15 protein-coding genes are annotated in these 15731 nt (G+C 74.5%); 7 read left to right on the forward strand and 8 right to left on the reverse strand.

The annotated features are described in order from the left end of the window. Positions 1–3: 3 nt before the first annotated feature. Genes ACH35V_RS18390 through ACH35V_RS18400 form a run of 3 tightly spaced genes read right to left on the reverse strand, consistent with a single transcriptional unit; the run spans position 4 to position 3824 of the window. On the reverse strand, positions 4–735 hold the full coding sequence (locus ACH35V_RS18390; RefSeq protein WP_395973749.1) for an ABC transporter substrate-binding protein: 732 nt from the start codon (positions 733–735) through the stop codon (positions 4–6). Then, entirely contained in the window at positions 732–1643 is a 912-nt protein-coding gene (locus ACH35V_RS18395; protein ID WP_395973751.1) for a serine/threonine-protein kinase, read from the reverse strand. Before ACH35V_RS18395 ends, ACH35V_RS18390 begins: the two co-directional genes overlap by 4 nt. A gap of 45 nt (positions 1644–1688) precedes the next feature. After that, positions 1689–3824, reverse strand: a complete 2136-nt coding sequence (locus ACH35V_RS18400; RefSeq protein WP_395973753.1) for a thiamine pyrophosphate-dependent enzyme — start codon at positions 3822–3824, stop codon at positions 1689–1691. Positions 3825–4035: 211 nt separating this feature from the next. On the opposite strand from ACH35V_RS18400, the gene ACH35V_RS18405 reads away from it, so the two are divergent. The 3 genes from ACH35V_RS18405 to ACH35V_RS18415 are packed head-to-tail and all read left to right on the forward strand — an operon-like array spanning position 4036 to position 7896. Next, a complete protein-coding gene (locus ACH35V_RS18405) occupies positions 4036–5574 on the forward strand; it encodes an aldehyde dehydrogenase family protein (protein WP_395973754.1) in 1539 nt (512 codons plus the stop codon). Positions 5575–5585: 11 nt separating this feature from the next. Continuing rightward, positions 5586–6758, forward strand: coding sequence for an NAD(P)/FAD-dependent oxidoreductase (locus ACH35V_RS18410; protein WP_395973755.1), 1173 nt, complete (start codon positions 5586–5588; stop codon positions 6756–6758). After that, positions 6751–7896: a Glu/Leu/Phe/Val dehydrogenase gene (locus ACH35V_RS18415; RefSeq protein WP_395973756.1), complete on the forward strand. Its 1146-nt coding sequence runs from the start codon at positions 6751–6753 to the stop codon at positions 7894–7896. Before ACH35V_RS18410 ends, ACH35V_RS18415 begins: the two co-directional genes overlap by 8 nt. Here the strand turns inward: ACH35V_RS18415 and ACH35V_RS18420 are convergent. Together ACH35V_RS18420 and paaZ are read right to left on the reverse strand one after the other, a co-directional pair. Beyond that, entirely contained in the window at positions 7874–8800 is a 927-nt protein-coding gene (locus tag ACH35V_RS18420) for a LysR family transcriptional regulator (protein ID WP_395973757.1), read from the reverse strand. The genes ACH35V_RS18415 and ACH35V_RS18420 overlap by 23 nt on opposite strands. Before the next feature lie 81 nt (positions 8801–8881). Then, entirely contained in the window at positions 8882–10924 is a 2043-nt protein-coding gene (gene paaZ / locus ACH35V_RS18425; protein WP_395973758.1) for a phenylacetic acid degradation bifunctional protein PaaZ, read from the reverse strand. A 67-nt stretch (positions 10925–10991) separates the two neighbouring features. On the opposite strand from paaZ, the gene mgrA reads away from it, so the two are divergent. The 4 genes from mgrA (at position 10992) to ACH35V_RS18445 (ending at position 14288) form a co-directional block, all read left to right on the forward strand. Next, entirely contained in the window at positions 10992–12017 is a 1026-nt protein-coding gene (gene mgrA, locus ACH35V_RS18430; RefSeq protein ID WP_395973759.1) for an L-glyceraldehyde 3-phosphate reductase, read from the forward strand. A gap of 43 nt (positions 12018–12060) precedes the next feature. Then, positions 12061–12330 (forward strand): DUF6343 family protein, encoded by a 270-nt coding sequence (locus ACH35V_RS18435; RefSeq protein ID WP_395973761.1) that lies wholly within the window; start codon positions 12061–12063, stop codon positions 12328–12330. Positions 12331–12588: 258 nt separating this feature from the next. Beyond that, complete coding sequence (locus ACH35V_RS18440; RefSeq protein ID WP_395973762.1) at positions 12589–13614, forward strand: glycosyltransferase family 9 protein; 1026 nt, start codon at positions 12589–12591, stop codon at positions 13612–13614. Continuing rightward, complete coding sequence (locus tag ACH35V_RS18445) at positions 13611–14288, forward strand: SDR family oxidoreductase (RefSeq protein WP_395973764.1); 678 nt, start codon at positions 13611–13613, stop codon at positions 14286–14288. Before ACH35V_RS18440 ends, ACH35V_RS18445 begins: the two co-directional genes overlap by 4 nt. 40 nt (positions 14289–14328) lie before the next feature. On the opposite strand, the gene ACH35V_RS18450 is transcribed toward ACH35V_RS18445, so the two are convergent. The 3 genes from ACH35V_RS18450 to crcB (ACH35V_RS18460) form a co-directional block, all read right to left on the reverse strand. After that, positions 14329–14631 carry a DUF2267 domain-containing protein gene (locus tag ACH35V_RS18450; protein WP_395973765.1) on the reverse strand — a complete coding sequence of 101 codons (303 nt, stop codon included), beginning with the start codon at positions 14629–14631 and terminating at the stop codon, positions 14329–14331. A gap of 138 nt (positions 14632–14769) precedes the next feature. Then, positions 14770–15132, reverse strand: coding sequence for a fluoride efflux transporter CrcB (gene crcB / locus ACH35V_RS18455; protein WP_395973767.1), 363 nt, complete (start codon positions 15130–15132; stop codon positions 14770–14772). Beyond that, positions 15129–15623 (reverse strand): fluoride efflux transporter CrcB, encoded by a 495-nt coding sequence (gene crcB, locus ACH35V_RS18460; protein ID WP_395973768.1) that lies wholly within the window; start codon positions 15621–15623, stop codon positions 15129–15131. Before crcB (ACH35V_RS18460) ends, crcB (ACH35V_RS18455) begins: the two co-directional genes overlap by 4 nt. Between the last annotated feature and the right edge of the window lie 108 nt (positions 15624–15731).

A 15731-nucleotide genomic window follows, 5' to 3' on the forward strand; every position in this document is an offset into this window, starting at 1 on the left:
GCGTCACAGCAGCCCGTTCTGGACGAGCCACGCCTTCGCCACGGCCTCGACGGCGTCCTCGTCCAGCGCGACCCGCGCGTTCATGTACCGGAGGTCCTCGGTGGTCAGCTCGGCGGACACGGCGTTGAGCGCGGCCCGCACCGCCGCGTCCACGCGCCCGTCCCCGACGAGCGGGGTCACGTTCTGGGCGCCGAACAGGTGCTCCGGGTCGCTCAGGACGGCGAAGTCGCGCGACCGCAGCAGCGGGTCGGTGGTGAACATCTGCGCGGCCTGCAGCGACCCCTTGTCCAGGAGGTCGGCCATCGTGCCGAAGTCCTCCTGCCGGAACGGCTGGTACGCCTTGAACCCGGCGCCGTAGACGGCCCTGAGGCCGACCATCCCCTGGCGCCGGGTCTGCGCCTCGGGCGCGCCGCCGAGGACGAAGCCGTCCGACACGCGCGCGAGGTCGGCCAGGGAGGTCAGCCCGTGGCGGCGCGCCGTCCGCCGCGTCACGACGATCGCGTCCTTGTCCTCGGCCCGGGACGGGTCGAGGAGCCGCAGCCCCCCGGGGAGCCTGCGGCGCAGCGCGGCGTTCACCGACTCCACCGGCGCGGGCGTGGCGGCCGCCGGCCGCGGGCCCGGCTCGTCCCGGTCCCGCATCTCCGGCCAGACCGCGAAGGCGGCGGCCGCCGCGCCCGACAGCGCGAGCGCCACCCCGACGATCAGCGCCCGGCGGCGCCGCCAGGCCGAGATCACGGTGGGTCCCGGCGCGGGCCCGGGAGGCGGCCGGCCGGCGTCGGAGCGGTCCCGGCGGCCGATGGTGGGCGAGCGGGATGCCCCACCTCCGGGGCGGGCGGCGCGGCGCGGCCGGGCTCGGACCGCCGGTCGTGCCGGGTGGCGTGCTCCTCCGGGCGCCGGTCGTCCCGGTAGCCGAGCAGCCGGACCAGCACGTCGGGCGCCGTGGGACGGTCCGCCGGGTCCTCGCGCAGGCACGGGCCGACGATCTCCGCCAGCCAGGTGGGCAGGTCGGCGACGCGGCGCTCCAGGTCCAGCAGCCGTCCGAAGGCGCTGCGCGGCGGGCCCCCGGCGAACGGCCCGGGGCCGAGCGCGGCGAACGTCATCGTGACCGCCCACGCGAACACGTCCGCCGCCGCGCCGACCTCGCCGCCCGCCGCCTGCTCCGGCGCCATGAACGCGGGCGTCCCGGACGCGCCGGGCGCGCCCCGCCCGGACGGCCCGAGCGCCCGGGCGACGCCGAAGTCCACGACGCGGGGGCCGTCCGGGGCGAGCAGCACGTTGCCGGGCGTGAAGTCGCGGTGCACGACGTCCGCGGCGTGGGTGGCGGCGAGCGCGACCATCGTGCCGACGGCGAGCCGTTCCAGCTCGACGCCGGACAGCGGCCCGCCGTCCTCCACCGCGTCGCGCAGGGAGGGGCCGTCCACGTACTCGCTGACGATGTAGGGGCGGCCGCGGTCGGTCCCGGCGTCCAGGACCCGCGCCGTGCAGAACCGCGCGACCTGCCGGATGAGCGTGATCTCCGACAGGTCGGCCGCCGCGCCCGCGTCGCGCGCGCCGTGCGGGGTCTTCAGGGCCACCGGGCCGTCCGGCGAGCCGGGCCAGCGCGCGAGGTAGACCACGCCCTGGCCGCCTTTCGCTCGTGTCACGGTTCGACACCGGGTGCGACGAGGCGGTTCCGCTGCTCTCCGGAGTCAGTCCCCTCCAGTCTCACCGCGGACGAGTCTCAGCGCGGTGTCTTCGACCACGTTCTCGGCGAGCAGGACGTGGTAGGCGGCGTCGCCGAGAGGGATGAAGCTGTCCTCGCTGGCGACTCGGGCCGTCCGTCCCTGGAAGCCGGCGTCGGCGAGCGCGGTCAGGACGGCCTCGGACACGCCGCCGGTGCGGCGCGTCTCGTCCGCGATCAGGACGGTGCCGGTGGCGCGGGCCTCGCGGAGCAGATCGGCCGCCGGCAGCGGCGCCAGCCACCGCAGGTCGAGGACGCGGCACCGGACGCCCCGGGCCGCCAGGCGGCGGGCGGCGCGCAGGCTCATCCGCAGGCCGTTGGCGAAGGTCACGATGGTGAGGTCGCGGCCGTCCCCGTAGGTGCGGGCCCGCCCGATCGGGACGAGCCCGCCGGCGGGCGCGAGCCAGGCGCCGTCGCCGTCCTCGTGCAGGTCGCGGACGTGGTAGAGCGCGATCGGCTCCAGGAACACGCAGACGCGTCCGCCGGTCTCGGCGGCGTCCGCGCAGGCGCGGAGCATGCCCGCGGCGTCGTCGGGCCGCGCCGGCGAGGCGATGACGAGGCCCGGGATGTCGCGCAGCGCGGCGACGGCGTTGTCGTTGTGGAAGTGGCCGCCGAAGCCCTTCTGGTAGGCGTAGCCGGGGACGCGGACGACCATCGGGTTGCGGTACCGGCCCGAGGAGAAGAACCCCATCGTCGCCGCCTCGCCGCGGATCTGGTCGGCGGCGTTGTGCAGGTAGGCGAGGTACTGGATCTCCGGGATGGGCAGCATCCCGGCCAGGCCGAACCCGAGCGCGAGGCCGAGGATGGACTGCTCGTCCAGGATCGTGTCGAACACCCGCGCCGCCCCGGCCCGTTTCAGCAGGCCGCGCGTGACGCCGTAGACGCCGCCCTTGCGGGCCACGTCCTCGCCGAAGACGACCAGGCCGGGGCGCTCGTCGAGCAGGTCGCCGAGCGTCCGGTTGACGGCCTGCGCGACCGTCACCGGCTCCCCGCTCGGCGGCGCCGCGTCCTGAGCCGTCGCGGCCGGCCGCAGCGGCGCCATGACCTCGGCGGCCGACGTCAGGCGACGCGCTCCGGCGGCCTTCGCGGCCAGCGCCATCACCTCGCCGCGTTTCGCCTCGTAGCGGCCGACGATCTCGTCGGGCGTCGCGACACCGGCGCGGACGAGCAGGCGCGCCGTCTGCAGGACGGGGTCGCGGTCGAGGTCGGCGGCCAGCTCGGCGGGGGTCCGGTAGGACGACTCGACGTCGGAGCCCGCGTGGCCCATGAACCGGACGGTCCGCAGGTGCAGGAACGCGGGACGGCGGCGCTCGCGCACCCAGTCGGCAGCCTGCGACGCGACGGCAAAGGCGTCCGCGAGGTCGCAGCCGTCGGCGTGGAAGTAGGCGAGCCCCGGACGCGACCCGTAGGCGGCGTGGATCCAGCCGGGCGGCGTCCGGACGCTGATCCCGATGCCGTTGTCCTCGCAGACGAAGAGCAGCGGCAGCGGCAGGCCCTGGAAGGCGGTGTTGACGGCGGCGTTGATCGCGCCCGCGGCGGTGGAGTGGTTGGCGGACGCGTCACCGAAGCTGCACACGGCCAGCGCGTCGCGTGGCCAGGGCGTCTCGACGCCGAGCCGGGCGGCGCGTTCGATCGCGAACGCCACGCCGAGCGCGCGCGGAAGATGCGACGCGATCGTGGACGTCAACGGGATGACGTGCAGGCGGTGGCTCCCGAACACCTTGTGGCGCCCGCCCGCGATTGGGTCGTCGGCGCCGGCGACCAGGCCGAGGAGCACGTCGAGGAGCGGCTCCCCGCCGGGCACCTGGCGCGCCCGCTCCAGGAAGAACGCGCCCGACCGGTAGTGCAGCAGCGCCGGGTCGTCCGGACGGAGCGCGGCGGCGACCGCGGCGTTCCCCTCGTGGCCGGACGACCCGATCGTGTAGAAGCCGCTGCCCTCGGACTGGAGCCACCGGGCGGCGAGGTCGAGGTGCCTGCTGCCGAGCTGGGCGTCGAACAGCTCCAGGAGGCGCTCCCCGCCCGGCGGGCCGGGCGGGGAGGGCGCGGCCGGCGGCACGAGGGCGGCGGCCTTCTCCAGGAAGTGGACGTCGGCGGGCTCGGGCATGCGGACTCCTGCGTGGATCGTGGCGCGGTTCGAGCATCGGACGCGGCGTTGCCCGGGGTCGACTCCGCAAGCCCCCGAACAGGTTGGCGGTTGGCCAAGGAACGCTTAACGGCGCCCCCGGCAGAGCCTCAGCGAGGCTTGGCCTCGCGGTAAGGAAGCCGCGCTCTGCCCGATCTTGGCGCGAGGGGGCCGGGCTGTTCACGCTGGAATCGTGCTCTCCTCCGTCATCGGCGGCGCCCGGATCCCGGCGGGCCCGCGCCCGTACCGTTCCACCGACCCGTCCCGCACGGCCGACGTGGTCGCCGAGGTGTCCCTAGCGGACGCGGACGACCTCGTCCGCGCCTGCGCCGCCGCCCGCGCGGCGCAGGACGCCTGGCGGGACGTGCCGCCGCCCGTCCGCGGGCAGGTGGTCGCCGCGATCGGACGCCTCGTCGAGGCCAACAAGGAGGCGCTCGCCCGCGTCGTCACCCGCGAGGTCGGCAAGCCGTACGCGGAGGCGCTCGGCGAGGTCCAGGAGATCGCCGACACCTGCGCGTTCTTCCTCGGGGAGGGACGGCGGCTGTACGGGCAGACGGTGCCGTCTGAGATGCCGGACAAGCAGCTGTTCACGTTCCGCGACCCGGTCGGCGTCGTCGCCGTGATCACGGCGGGGAACTTCCCGGTGGCGGTGCCGTCCTGGTACATCGTCCCGGCGCTGCTGTGCGGGAACGCGGTCGTGTGGAAGCCCGCCGAGTACGCGGCCGCGTGCGCCGAGGCGTTCTTCCAGCTGTTCGCGCACGCGGGCGTGCCGGACGGCGTCCTCAACGTCGTCTACGCGGACGGCCCGGAGACCTATCAGGGGCTGGAGCGGGCCCTCGGCCGGGGACTGGTCGACAAGGTCGGCTTCACCGGGTCCACCGAGGTCGGGTCGCGGATCGGCGAGCTGTGCGGGCGGCACCTCCAGTCGCCGTGCCTGGAGCTGGGCGGCAAGAACCCGATGGTCGTCACCGAGGACGCCGACCTGCCGCTCGCCGTCGAGGGCGCGCTGTTCTCCGGGTTCGGGACGGCCGGGCAGCGCTGCACGTCGCTCGGGACGGCGATCGTCCACGAGTCGGTGCACGGCGAGTTCGTCAGGTTGCTGGACGAGGCGACCCGGGCCGCCGTCGTCGGGGACCCGGCGGGCGACGTCCTGTACGGGCCGCTGATCAACGAGCGGTTCGCGGACGGGTTCGAGAAGGTGCTCGGCTGGATCGGCCCGCACCACGCCGTGCACGGCTCGTCCGCGACCGGCCGGATCACGGCGGCGGCGCCGCGCGACGGCTTCACCGGCGACGCCGAGGCGGGCCTCTACTACCACCCGGTGATCGTGGACGGCGTCTCCCCCGCCGACGAGCTGTTCATGAACGAGACGTTCGGCCCGGTCATCGGCGTCGCGACGTACCGGACGCTGGACGAGGCGATCTCCCTCGCCAACGCGCCCGGCTACGGGCTCTCGGCGTCGATCTACACGACGGACCCGGCGAAGGTGTTCGCGTTCCGGCGGCGGATCTCCGCCGGGATGGTGAGCGTGAACAACTCGACGTCCGGGGCGGAGGCGCACCTGCCGTTCGGCGGCAACGGCCGGTCCGGGAACGGCAGCCGCCAGTCGGGCGTGTGGGTGCTGGACCAGTTCACCCGCTGGCAGTCGATGAACTGGGACCACTCGGGACGGCTCCAGAAGGCGCAGATGGACGTCCTCGAGATCAGCCCCGACCTCGGTTTCCGGCTGTAGGAGCGCGAGCCGTGGACACCCCCTTGGACGGCAGGGCCGACGTCGTCATCGTCGGCGGCGGGGTGATGGGGACGAGCATCGCGTTCCATCTCGCGGAGGCCGGGGTGCGGCGCGTCGTGCTGGCGGAGCGCGGCGAGCTGGGGTCCGGCTCGACGTGCAAGGCCGCGGGCGGGGTGCGGGCGCAGTTCTCCGACGAGGTCAACATCCGGCTCGGCGCCCGCAGCCTGGAGGCGTTCGCGCGGTTCGGCGAGCGTCCGGGCCAGGAGATCGATCTCCATCGGGTCGGGTACCTGTTCCTGCTGTCGCGGCCCGAGGACGTGGCGGCGTTCGAGCGGAGCGTGGCGCTGCAGAACGAGCTGGGCGTGCCGAGCCGGATGATCTCGGCGGCGGAGGCGCGGCGGCTGTCCCCGACGATCGAGACGGACGGGCTGCTGGCGGCGGCGTTCTCCCCCGACGACGGGCACTGCACGCCGGAGTCGGTCGTCCTCGGGTACGCGACCGGCGCGCGGCGGCACGGCGCGACGATCCGCACGCACTGCGAAGTCCTCGGCATCGAGACCGACGGCGGCGAGATCAGGGCGGTCGAGACGGATCAGGGGCGCATCGAGACGTCCGCCGTGGTCTGCGCCGCCGGGGCCTGGTCCGCGGCGGTCGGGCGGATGGCGGGCGTCGATCTTCCGGTGGAGCCGCTGCGGCGGCAGATCGTGTTCACCGAGCCGATCCCGGACCTGCCGCGTCCCGTCCCGATGACGATCGACTTCACGACGTCGTTCTACTTCCACGGCGAGGGCGAGGGCCTGATGCTCGGCATGTCCGACCCGGAGGAGCGGCCGGGTTTCCGCCTCGACCGCTCGGACGCGTGGCTGCCGCGCCTCACCGAGGCGATCGGGTCCCGCGCGCCCCGGCTCCTCGACGTCGGGCTGACCGGCGGCTGGGCGGGCCTGTACGAGGTCACGCCCGACCACAACGCGCTCATCGGGGAGGACGCGGCCGTGTCCCGGTTCCTGTACGCGACGGGCTTCTCCGGCCACGGGTTCCTGCAGGGACCCGCGGTCGGCGAGGTCGTCCGCGACCTGTACCTCGGACGCGAGCCGTTCGCCGACGTGTCCCCGTTCGGCGCGGCCCGGTTCGCCGCCGCCGCCCGCGACGGGGACGGCCTGCGCCCGGAGCTGAACCGTGTCTGACGTGCTCACGCTGATGGACGAGTGGGGCCCCGAGCGGGTCGTGTGCGTGTCCGACACCCGCACCGGGATGCGCGGCGTCCTGGTCATCGACAACACCGCGCGCGGGATGGGCAAGGGCGGCATGCGGATGAGCGCGTCGCTGACGGTCGCGGAGGTGGCGCGGCTGGCGCGGGTCATGACGTACAAGTGGGCGGGCGTCGACCTGTTCTTCGGCGGCGCGAAGGCCGGGATCATGGCCGACCCCGGCTCGCCGGACCGGGAGGCGATCCTGCGGTCGTTCGTCCGGGCGCTGTCGCAGGAGATCCCCCGGCAGTACGTCGCGGGCCTCGACATGGGGCTGACGGAGCGGGACGCGGCGATCGTCCAGGACGAGCTGGCCGACCGGGGCGCGGCGGTCGGCACCCCGCACGTCCTCGGCGGGATGCCGTACGACGAGCTGGGCGTGACCGGCTACGGCGTCGCGGAGGCCGCCGACGCCGCCGCCCGGCACGCCGGGTCGTCGCTGCGGGGCGCGCGGGTCGCGGTGCAGGGGTTCGGCGCGGTCGGGCACGCGGCGGCGCGCCGCCTCGCCGAGCTGGGCGCGACGGTCGTGGCGGTCTCGACCGCGCACGGCGCGCTGCACGACCCCGACGGCCTGGACGTCGGGCGGCTCCTCCACTTGCGGGCGGAGGCGGGCGACGCGGTCGTGAAGGAGTACGGCGGCGGACGGCTCCTGGAGGTCGGCGCGGAGCTGCTCGTCCCGGCGGACGTCCTCGTCCCGGCGGCGCTGCAGGACGTCATCGACGAGGACATCGCCGCGAGCGTCCAGGCGGGCATCGTGGTGGAGGGCGCGAACCTGCCGACGAGCCCGGCGGCGCAGCGGGTCCTCGCCGCGCGCGGCGTGACGGTCGTGCCGGACTTCGTCGCGAACGCGGGCGGCGTCGTCGCTGCGGGCTTCGCGATGGACGCCCGCTACTCGGCGTTCCGCCCCGACCAGGACGCCGTGTTCGCCGCGGTGTCGACGAAGATGCGGGAGAACACCGAGAAGGTGCTCGAAGCGGCCCGCGCGCAGGGGACGACCACGCACGAGGCCGCGCTCGCCTTAGCGCAGGGGCGGGTGCGGGCGGCGATGGAGCTCAAGGGCCGGTTGCGCCGCTGATCTCCGCCTCGACGCTGCGGGCGACCTCGGTGAGGCCGCGCATCGCGTCCTTCACCAGCGGGTTGGTGTTGGTGGTGCGGCGCAGGACGGTGACGTGCCGCTGCGGGGTGCGGCGGCTGAGCTTCAGCATCCGCAGGCCCTTCACCGGCACGCAGCCGAGCGCCGGGACGAGCGCGATGCCGAGGCCGCAGCCGACGAGCCCGCACACGACCGCGTAGTCGTTGCTGCGGAACGCGATGTTCGGCGTGAACCCGGCGGTGCTGCACAGCCGCAGCAGCGCCTGCGAGCCGGAGCTCTCCGGGCGGCTCGCGATCCACGTCTCCGACCGCAGCTCCCGCAGCCGGACGGTGCGGCCGCCCGCCAGCGGATGCTCCTCCGGCACGCACAGGACGAGGTTCTCGTCCATGACCGGCGTCTCCACGATCTGGTCGGGCCAGGTGCGCGGGAACAGGTCGTACCGGTAGACGAGCTGGAGGTCGAGGTCGCCGTCGAGGAGCTCGGGCAGCAGCTCGTCCGGCTCGCCCTCCGACAGCTTGATCTCGATGCCGGGCCGGACCCGGGACAGCTCCGCCAGCACCCGCGGCAGGATGCGGGCGCTCGCGGTCGGGAAGCTGCCGAGCTGCAGCGCGCCGCGCTCGCCGCTGGCGACCGTCCGCAGCTCGCGTTCCAGGGTGTCGAGGGCCGACAGCACGTCGTTGCCCTTGCTGACCATCAGGAACGCGGCGCTCGTCGGCCGGACGCTGCGGGCCCGGCGCTCGAACAGCACCAGCCCGCAGGCGCGCTCTAACGCGGCGATCTGCTGGGAGACGGCGGACGCGGTGTACCCGAGGTTGCGGGCGGCGTCCGCGAACGAGCCGGTGCGGACGACCTCGCGCACCGTCTGGATGTGCAGGGGACTGATCATGTGATTGCGCACCCCGTTCGCCGTTGACCGGGCGGCGCCTCCCCCATGACGCCCTGTCCGATGATTAGTCGTGTTTGATGTTTAGTCGTGTTTGGGCCTCTTGGCCACCAGCGTCAGCACGTCGTACTTCGCGACCGAGGCGCCCTCCTGGTTCGTGACGTCGGTGTCCCAGCGGACCTCGCCGTAGTCGGCGCCCTCGCGCGGCGTGATCTGCTTGGCGGTGAGGGTGACCGACAGCTCGTCGCCTGGCTTGACCGGCGTCAGGAACCGCAGGTTCTCCAGCCCGTAGTTCGCCAGGACGGGCCCCGGCGGCGGGTCCACGAACAGCCCGGCCGCGAACGACACGACGAGGTAGCCGTGCGCGACGCGTCCGCCGAAGAACGGGTTGGCGCGGGCGGCGTCCTCGTCCATGTGGGCGTAGAAGGTGTCGCCGGTGAACTCGGCGAAGTGCTCCACGTCGTCGAGGGTCACGACGCGCGGGCCTCCGGCGGCGGTGTCGCCGACGCGCAGGTCCTCCAGGTGCTTGCGGAACGGATGCTCGTCGGTGACCGTCCGGTCGGTGCCCGGGACCCAGCGCCCCGTGATCGACGTGAGCATCGCGGGCCCGGCCTGGACGGCGGTGCGCCGCATGTGGTGCACGACCCCGCGGATCCCGCCCATCTCCTCCCCGCCCCCGGCGCGTCCGGGCCCGCCGTGGACGAGCGCGGGCAGCGGCGACCCGTGCCCGGTCGACTCGGCGGCGTCCTCATGGTTCAGGATCAGGAGCCGTCCGTGCCAGGGCGCGGTGCCGAGGACGACGCGGCGCGCGAAGTCGGCGTCGGCCGTCACGATCGACCCGGCGAGGCTCCCCCGCCCGCGGACGGCCAGCTCGACCGCCTGCTCGGCGCCGCCGTCGTACGGGAGCAGCGTGCTGACCGGCCCGAACGCCTCGACCTCGTGCGGCTCGGCGCGTCCGGCGTCGTCGGCGCGCAGCAGCACCGGCGACATGAACGCGCCGCGCTCGGCGTCCGCGCCGACGACGTCGACGTGCTCGGGGTCGCCGAAGACGGTCTGGCCCGCGTCCAGCAGCGCCTTCAGGGAGCGCCGCACCTCCTCGCGCTGGTCGAGTCCGGCGAGCGCGCCCATCCGCACGTCCGGGTCGGCCGGGTTCCCGACCGTGATCTTGGAGAGCCGTTCCCGCGCCGCCTCGGCGACCTCGTCGACCAGCGCCGCGGGCACCAGCGCGCGGCGGATCGCGGTGCACTTCTGGCCCGCCTTGACGGTCATCTCCGCGACGAGCTGCTTGACGAACAGGTCGAACTCGCGCGTGCCGGGCGTCGCGTCCGGGCCGAGGATCGAGCAGTTCAGCGAGTCGGCCTCGGCGTTGAACCGGACCGCGTTCCCGACGATCGCGGGATGCGTGCGCAGGAGCCGGGCCGTGGACGCCGACCCGGTGAACGCGACGATGTCCTGCTCGGTGAGGTGGTCGAGCAGGTCGCGCGGGTCACCGCAGACCATCTGCACGCTGCCCTCCGGAAGGACGCCCGACTCGACGATCAGCTCGACCAGCCGCGCCGTCAGATAGGCGGTCTGGCTCGCGGGCTTGATCAGGCTCGGCACCCCGGCGAGGAACGCGGGGGCGAGCTTCTCCAGCGGCCCCCACACCGGGAAGTTGAACGCGTTGATCTGCACCGCGACGCCGTGCGACGGCGTGCACAGATGCTGCCCGACGAACGTGCCGCCCTTGCCGAGCGGCTCGACGTTCCCCTCGACCAGCATCGTGTCGTTCGGCAGCTCCCGCTTGCCCTTGCTCGCGTAGCCGAACAGGACGCCGATGCCGCCGTCCACGTCGAACTTCGAATCGCCCAAGGTCGCGCCGGTGCGGGCCGACAGCGCGTAAAGCTCCTCGCGATGCTCCCGCAGGTGCGAGGCGAGCGCCTTCAGCAGCGCCGCACGCTGGTGGAACGTCAGCTCGCGCAGCACCGGGCCGCCGGCCGTCCGCCCGTGCCGGAGCGCGGCGCCCATGTCGACGCCCGCCGAGGAGATCCGGGCGACCTCCTCCCCCGTGACGGCGTCGCGCAACGGCGCGCCCTCGTCGTCCGGAGCATGCCAGGAACCCGACACATAACTGCGCAGCACGACCACTGGGGACCTCCTCGTCCGGATGCCTCTGAGTCTTCTTGCCACCTTCGGCGCTGAAATACTCGTCGCCATGACCTACGCGGCGGACAGCGGACGATACGAGCGGATCCCCTACCGGCGGTGCGGGCGCAGCGGGCTGCGGCTCCCGGCGATCTCGCTGGGGCTGTGGCACAACTTCGGCGACGACCGCCCCCTGGACGTCCAGCGGGCGATCCTGCGGCGCGCGTTCGACCTCGGCGTCACGCACTTCGACCTCGCCAACAACTACGGCCCGCCGTACGGCTCCGCCGAGGCCAACTTCGGCCGGATCCTGCAGGACGATTTCCGGCCATACCGGGATGAAATCGTCATCTCAACAAAGGCCGGGTACGACATGTGGCCCGGCCCGTACGGCGAGTGGGGGTCGCGCAAGTACCTGCTCGCCAGCCTCGACCAGTCGCTGCGCCGGATGGGCGTCGACTACGTCGACATCTTCTACAGCCACCGCTTCGACCCCGAGACGCCGCTGGAGGAGACGATGGGGGCGCTGGACCGGGCCGTCCGGTCCGGGAAGGCCCTGTACGCGGGGATCTCGTCGTACTCCGCCGAGCGCACCGCCGAGGCGGCGGCGATCCTGCGGGAGATGGGCACGCCGCTGCTGATCCACCAGCCGTCCTACTCCATGCTCAACCGGTGGATCGAGGGCGGCCTGCTCGACACGCTCGGCCGGGAGGGCGCCGGTTGCATCGCGTTCTCGCCGCTGGCGCAGGGGATGCTGACCGGCAAGTACCTCGACGGCGTCCCCGAGGGGTCGCGGGCCAGCCGGGGCACGTCGTTCTCGGCGAGCCTCCTGACCGAGGAGAACGTCCGGCACGTCCGGACGCTGAACGAGATCGCCAAGGGCCGCGGGCAGACGCTGGCGCAGCTCGCGCTGGCCTGGTCGCTGCGCGACGGCCGGGTCACCTCGGCGCTGATCGGCGCGAGCAGCGTCGCGCAACTGGAGGAGAACCTCGCGGCGCTCGACCGGCTCGACCTCACCGCGGACGAGCTCGCCGCCATCGACCGGGACGCGGTGGAGGCGGGGATCAACATCTGGGCGGCGTCCAGCGCGCACTGACCGCCGGGCGCATCGACCGGTCCAGACCGGGCACGACCAGCGCATGGACGGAGACGACCCCGGTTCACGCGGCCCGTACCGGCACCGGCAGCCGTCGGGCAAGGAGCCGCTGGCGGCCCGCAGCCCGCTGCGGCTGCGGGCGATCCTGTCCGCCGTGGCGCTGGTCGGCACGGCGGCGGCCGCGGTCGTCTTCGCCGTGGCCGGCCAGCGCGGCGACGACGACGCCGCCTTCGTCGCCGCCGCGATCTGCGCGGCCGTAGCCGTCATAGCCGCGATCGACCTGATCGTCATAGCCCGCCGAACCCGCTCCTAGCAGCGACCGGCGGCTTTCCCGGCTCCGGCGTTTAGCGCCACGGCTACCGGCAATGTCGAAATCACCCATAGGGGATTTGTCTCCGGCAAGTACGCCAGGGCGGATGTCTACGACGAGGGCATCGCCATCCCACCGAACGCTGCGCCGAAACGGGGCCTGCATGCGCGTGCTCGGAATCAATGCGATCTTTCACGACCCGGCCGCCGCGCCGGCGGTGGACGCCGCCGTCGATCTCGTGCCCGGCGGGAGGCGGCGCGGATGAGGGTCCTCGTGTCCCGCCAGGACAACCTCGGCGACGTGCTGCTCGCCGGGCCCGCTCTACGCGCGGTGGCCGCGCGCGCCGACGAGGTCGTGCTGCTGTGCGGCCCGCGCGGGCGCGCCGCCGCCGACCTGCTGCCCGGCGTCGACCGCGTCATCGAGTGGTGCGCCCCGTGGATCGACCCGGACCGGGTGCCGGTCCGGCGGAGCGAGATCGACGGGCTGACGCGCCGGCTCCGCGGGTTCGACCGGGCGCTGATCCTCACCTCGTTCCACCAGTCGCCGCTGCCGCTGGCGCTGCTGCTGCGTCTCGCCGGCACCCCGTGGATCGGCGGGATCAGCCAGGACGATCCCGGCTCGCTGCTCGACCTGCGGCACCGTCCCGGCGAGGACATGCCCGAGCCGCTGCGGATGCTGGCGCTGGCCGAGGACGCCGGGTTCCCGTCCGAGGACGACGCGCGCCTGCGGGTCCGCGGCCCGCTGCCCGACACCTCGCACCTCACCGGCGGGCCCGGATACGTCGTCGTGCATCCGGGGACGTCCGTGCCCGCGCGGGCGTGGCCGCCCGAGCGCTGCGCCGACGCCGTCCGCGTGCTCCACGCGGCGGGCCACCGCGTCGCCGTCACCGGCCACGCGGACGAGAAGGAGCTGACCGCGCTCGTCGCGGGCGAGGACGGCCTCGACCTCGGCGGGCGCACCACGCTGCCGGAGCTGGCGTCGGTGCTGGAGGGCGCCCGCGCGGTCGTCGCCGGCAACACCGGGCCCGCGCACCTCGCGGCGGCAGTGGGCACGCCCGTCGTGTCGCTGTTCGCGCCGACGGTCCCGGCCGCGCGCTGGGCGCCGTTCGGCGTCCCGATGGCGCTGCTCGGCGACCAGCAGGCGCCGTGCAGGGACAGCCGCGCCCGCGAATGCCCGGTCGACGGCCATCCCTGCCTGGCGTCCGTCGGCGCCGACGAGGTCGCCGCCGCCGTGGACGTCGTGGCGTCCGTTCACACACCACCGACCACGAAGGGACATGCCTCATGAACGTCCTCATCACCGGCGGAGCCTCCGGGCTCGGCGCGGCCGTCGCGCGGAAGGTCGCCGACGACGGCGGCCGCCCGCTCGTCCTCGACCGGCACCCGCCGAAGGACGACTTCGAGCACATGCAGGCCGACCTGGCCGACCGCCGGTGCGCCGAGCGCGCCGTGCACGGCCTGGCCCGCGCCGCCGGCGGGCTGAACGCCGTCGTCACCGCGGCGGGCATCGACGCCTGCGGGACGCTCTGCGACGTCCCCGCCGAGGACTGGGAGCGGGTCGTCCAGGTGAACCTGCTCGGCACGGCCGCCGTCGTCCGCGCCGCGCTCCCCTACCTGGAGAACGAGCCGGCGGGACGGGTCGTCACCGTCGCGTCCACGCTGGGCTTCAGGGCCGTGGGCGACGCGACCGCGTACTGCGCGTCCAAGTTCGGCGTCGTCGGGTTCACCCGGGCGCTCGCCGCCGAGATGGCCGGGAAGGTCGCCGTCACGATGGTCGTGCCCGGCGGCATGGACACCGCGTTCTTCGACGACCGCGCCGCGAAGCACAAGCCGGGCCCGGACGCCGAGCTCAACCGGCCCGCCGACGTGGCCGCGACCGTCGCGTTCGCGCTGTCCCAGCCGCCGGGCTGCGAGGTGCGGGAGATGGTCGTCTGCCCGTCCCGCGAGCCGTCGTGGCCGTGACCGGACGCCGGATCCCGGCGCTGCGCGGCCCCGCGGGCGCTCAGCCGGTGCTGCCGGACGCCACCAGGTCCCGGAGGTCGGCGGGGAGGCTGCCGCGCACCTTGTGCGCGACCGCGCCGTGGGTGGCCTCGTCGGTGACCTCCAGGACGACCCGCGTCAGGAACGCGGCCCGCGGATCGGCGGCGCCGGACCGGGCCCCGACCCGCTCGATGAAGTCGTGCCTGCCGAACCGCTCGCCGCTCCCCGCGCCGGACGGCGGCAGCGCGGACGGCCGCCCGGACCCGGCCGGTCTTTCCGGCCAGGGTGTTGTCCGCTTCGTGCTACCCGCGACCGCGCGTCCCATGTCCCCGGGCCGTGACAGTTGAGACACCTACCGGTTTACCGAAACGGCCGGATGGGCAAAGTCACGTCGCGGCCCACTCGTCGGCTCGGAGCCATGTGCCCCGATCTGCGAGCCTGGGCCGCACCACGTTGCGGCGCCTCATCCGTTGACGGCCTGGGCCACGACCATGCCGCAGTAGGCCGCGCCGAGGCCCGCGCACACGCTGGCCACCGCGTTGAGGACGGCGTAGAACCGCGCACCGGTTTCGACCAGCCGGACGGTCTCGTAGCCGAACGTCGAGTACGTGCTGAGCGCGCCGCACAGGCCCGTCCCGGCGAAGGCCATCGCCCCGTCGCCGGCGGGCAGCGCCGCCAGGAACCCCAGGACGAACGACCCGGCGACGTTGACGGTGAGCGTCCCCCACGGGAAGGCGGAGTCGTGCCGGGCCTGGACGGCGCGGTCGGTCAGGTACCGCAGCGGCGCTCCCAGCGCGGCGCCCAGCGCGATCAGCAGGACCGTCACTCGCCGTCCTCCTCAGCGGGCCTCCGCATCAGCGCCCGGCTCAGCGCACGCGCGAGGCGCATCCCGGCGACGACGGCGGCCAGTGCCGCGACGAGCGTCAGCGCGAGATACGCGAGCGCCACGCGCGGCGCGCCGTCCTCCACCGCCTGCTGGATGTCGACGGCGTAGGTGGAGAATGTGGTGAACCCGCCGAGGATCCCGACGCCGAGGAACGGGCGGACGAGGCGGTGCGCCCGCCACGTCTCGGTGATCAGCACCATCAGCACGCCGATCAGCAGGCAGCCCGAGACGTTGATCCAGAACACCGCCCAGGGGAAGTCGCCCGGACGGTACGGGAACGCGGTGGTCAGCCCGTACCGCGCGAGGGCCCCGAGGACGCCGCCCGCCGACACCGCCGCCAGCGTCTCCCACGGGTAGCGGCGCAGTTCCCGCCGCTGCTCCGGCACACGCAGATCGACATCGGGGTCGACGGGACGGTCGGCCGAGGTCATGGGCACGCTCCCCACCAGGCAGGGCGACCCGCAAGTCTACCCACGCCCCCGGGCCTCCGGCTGCGCGGACGGGGCGTCGGCGGCCCTGTGTCACCGGCCGATCGCCGG

This window comes from Actinomadura sp. 1N219 (assembly GCF_044326405.1).
GTDB lineage: Bacteria > Actinomycetota > Actinomycetes > Streptosporangiales > Streptosporangiaceae > Spirillospora.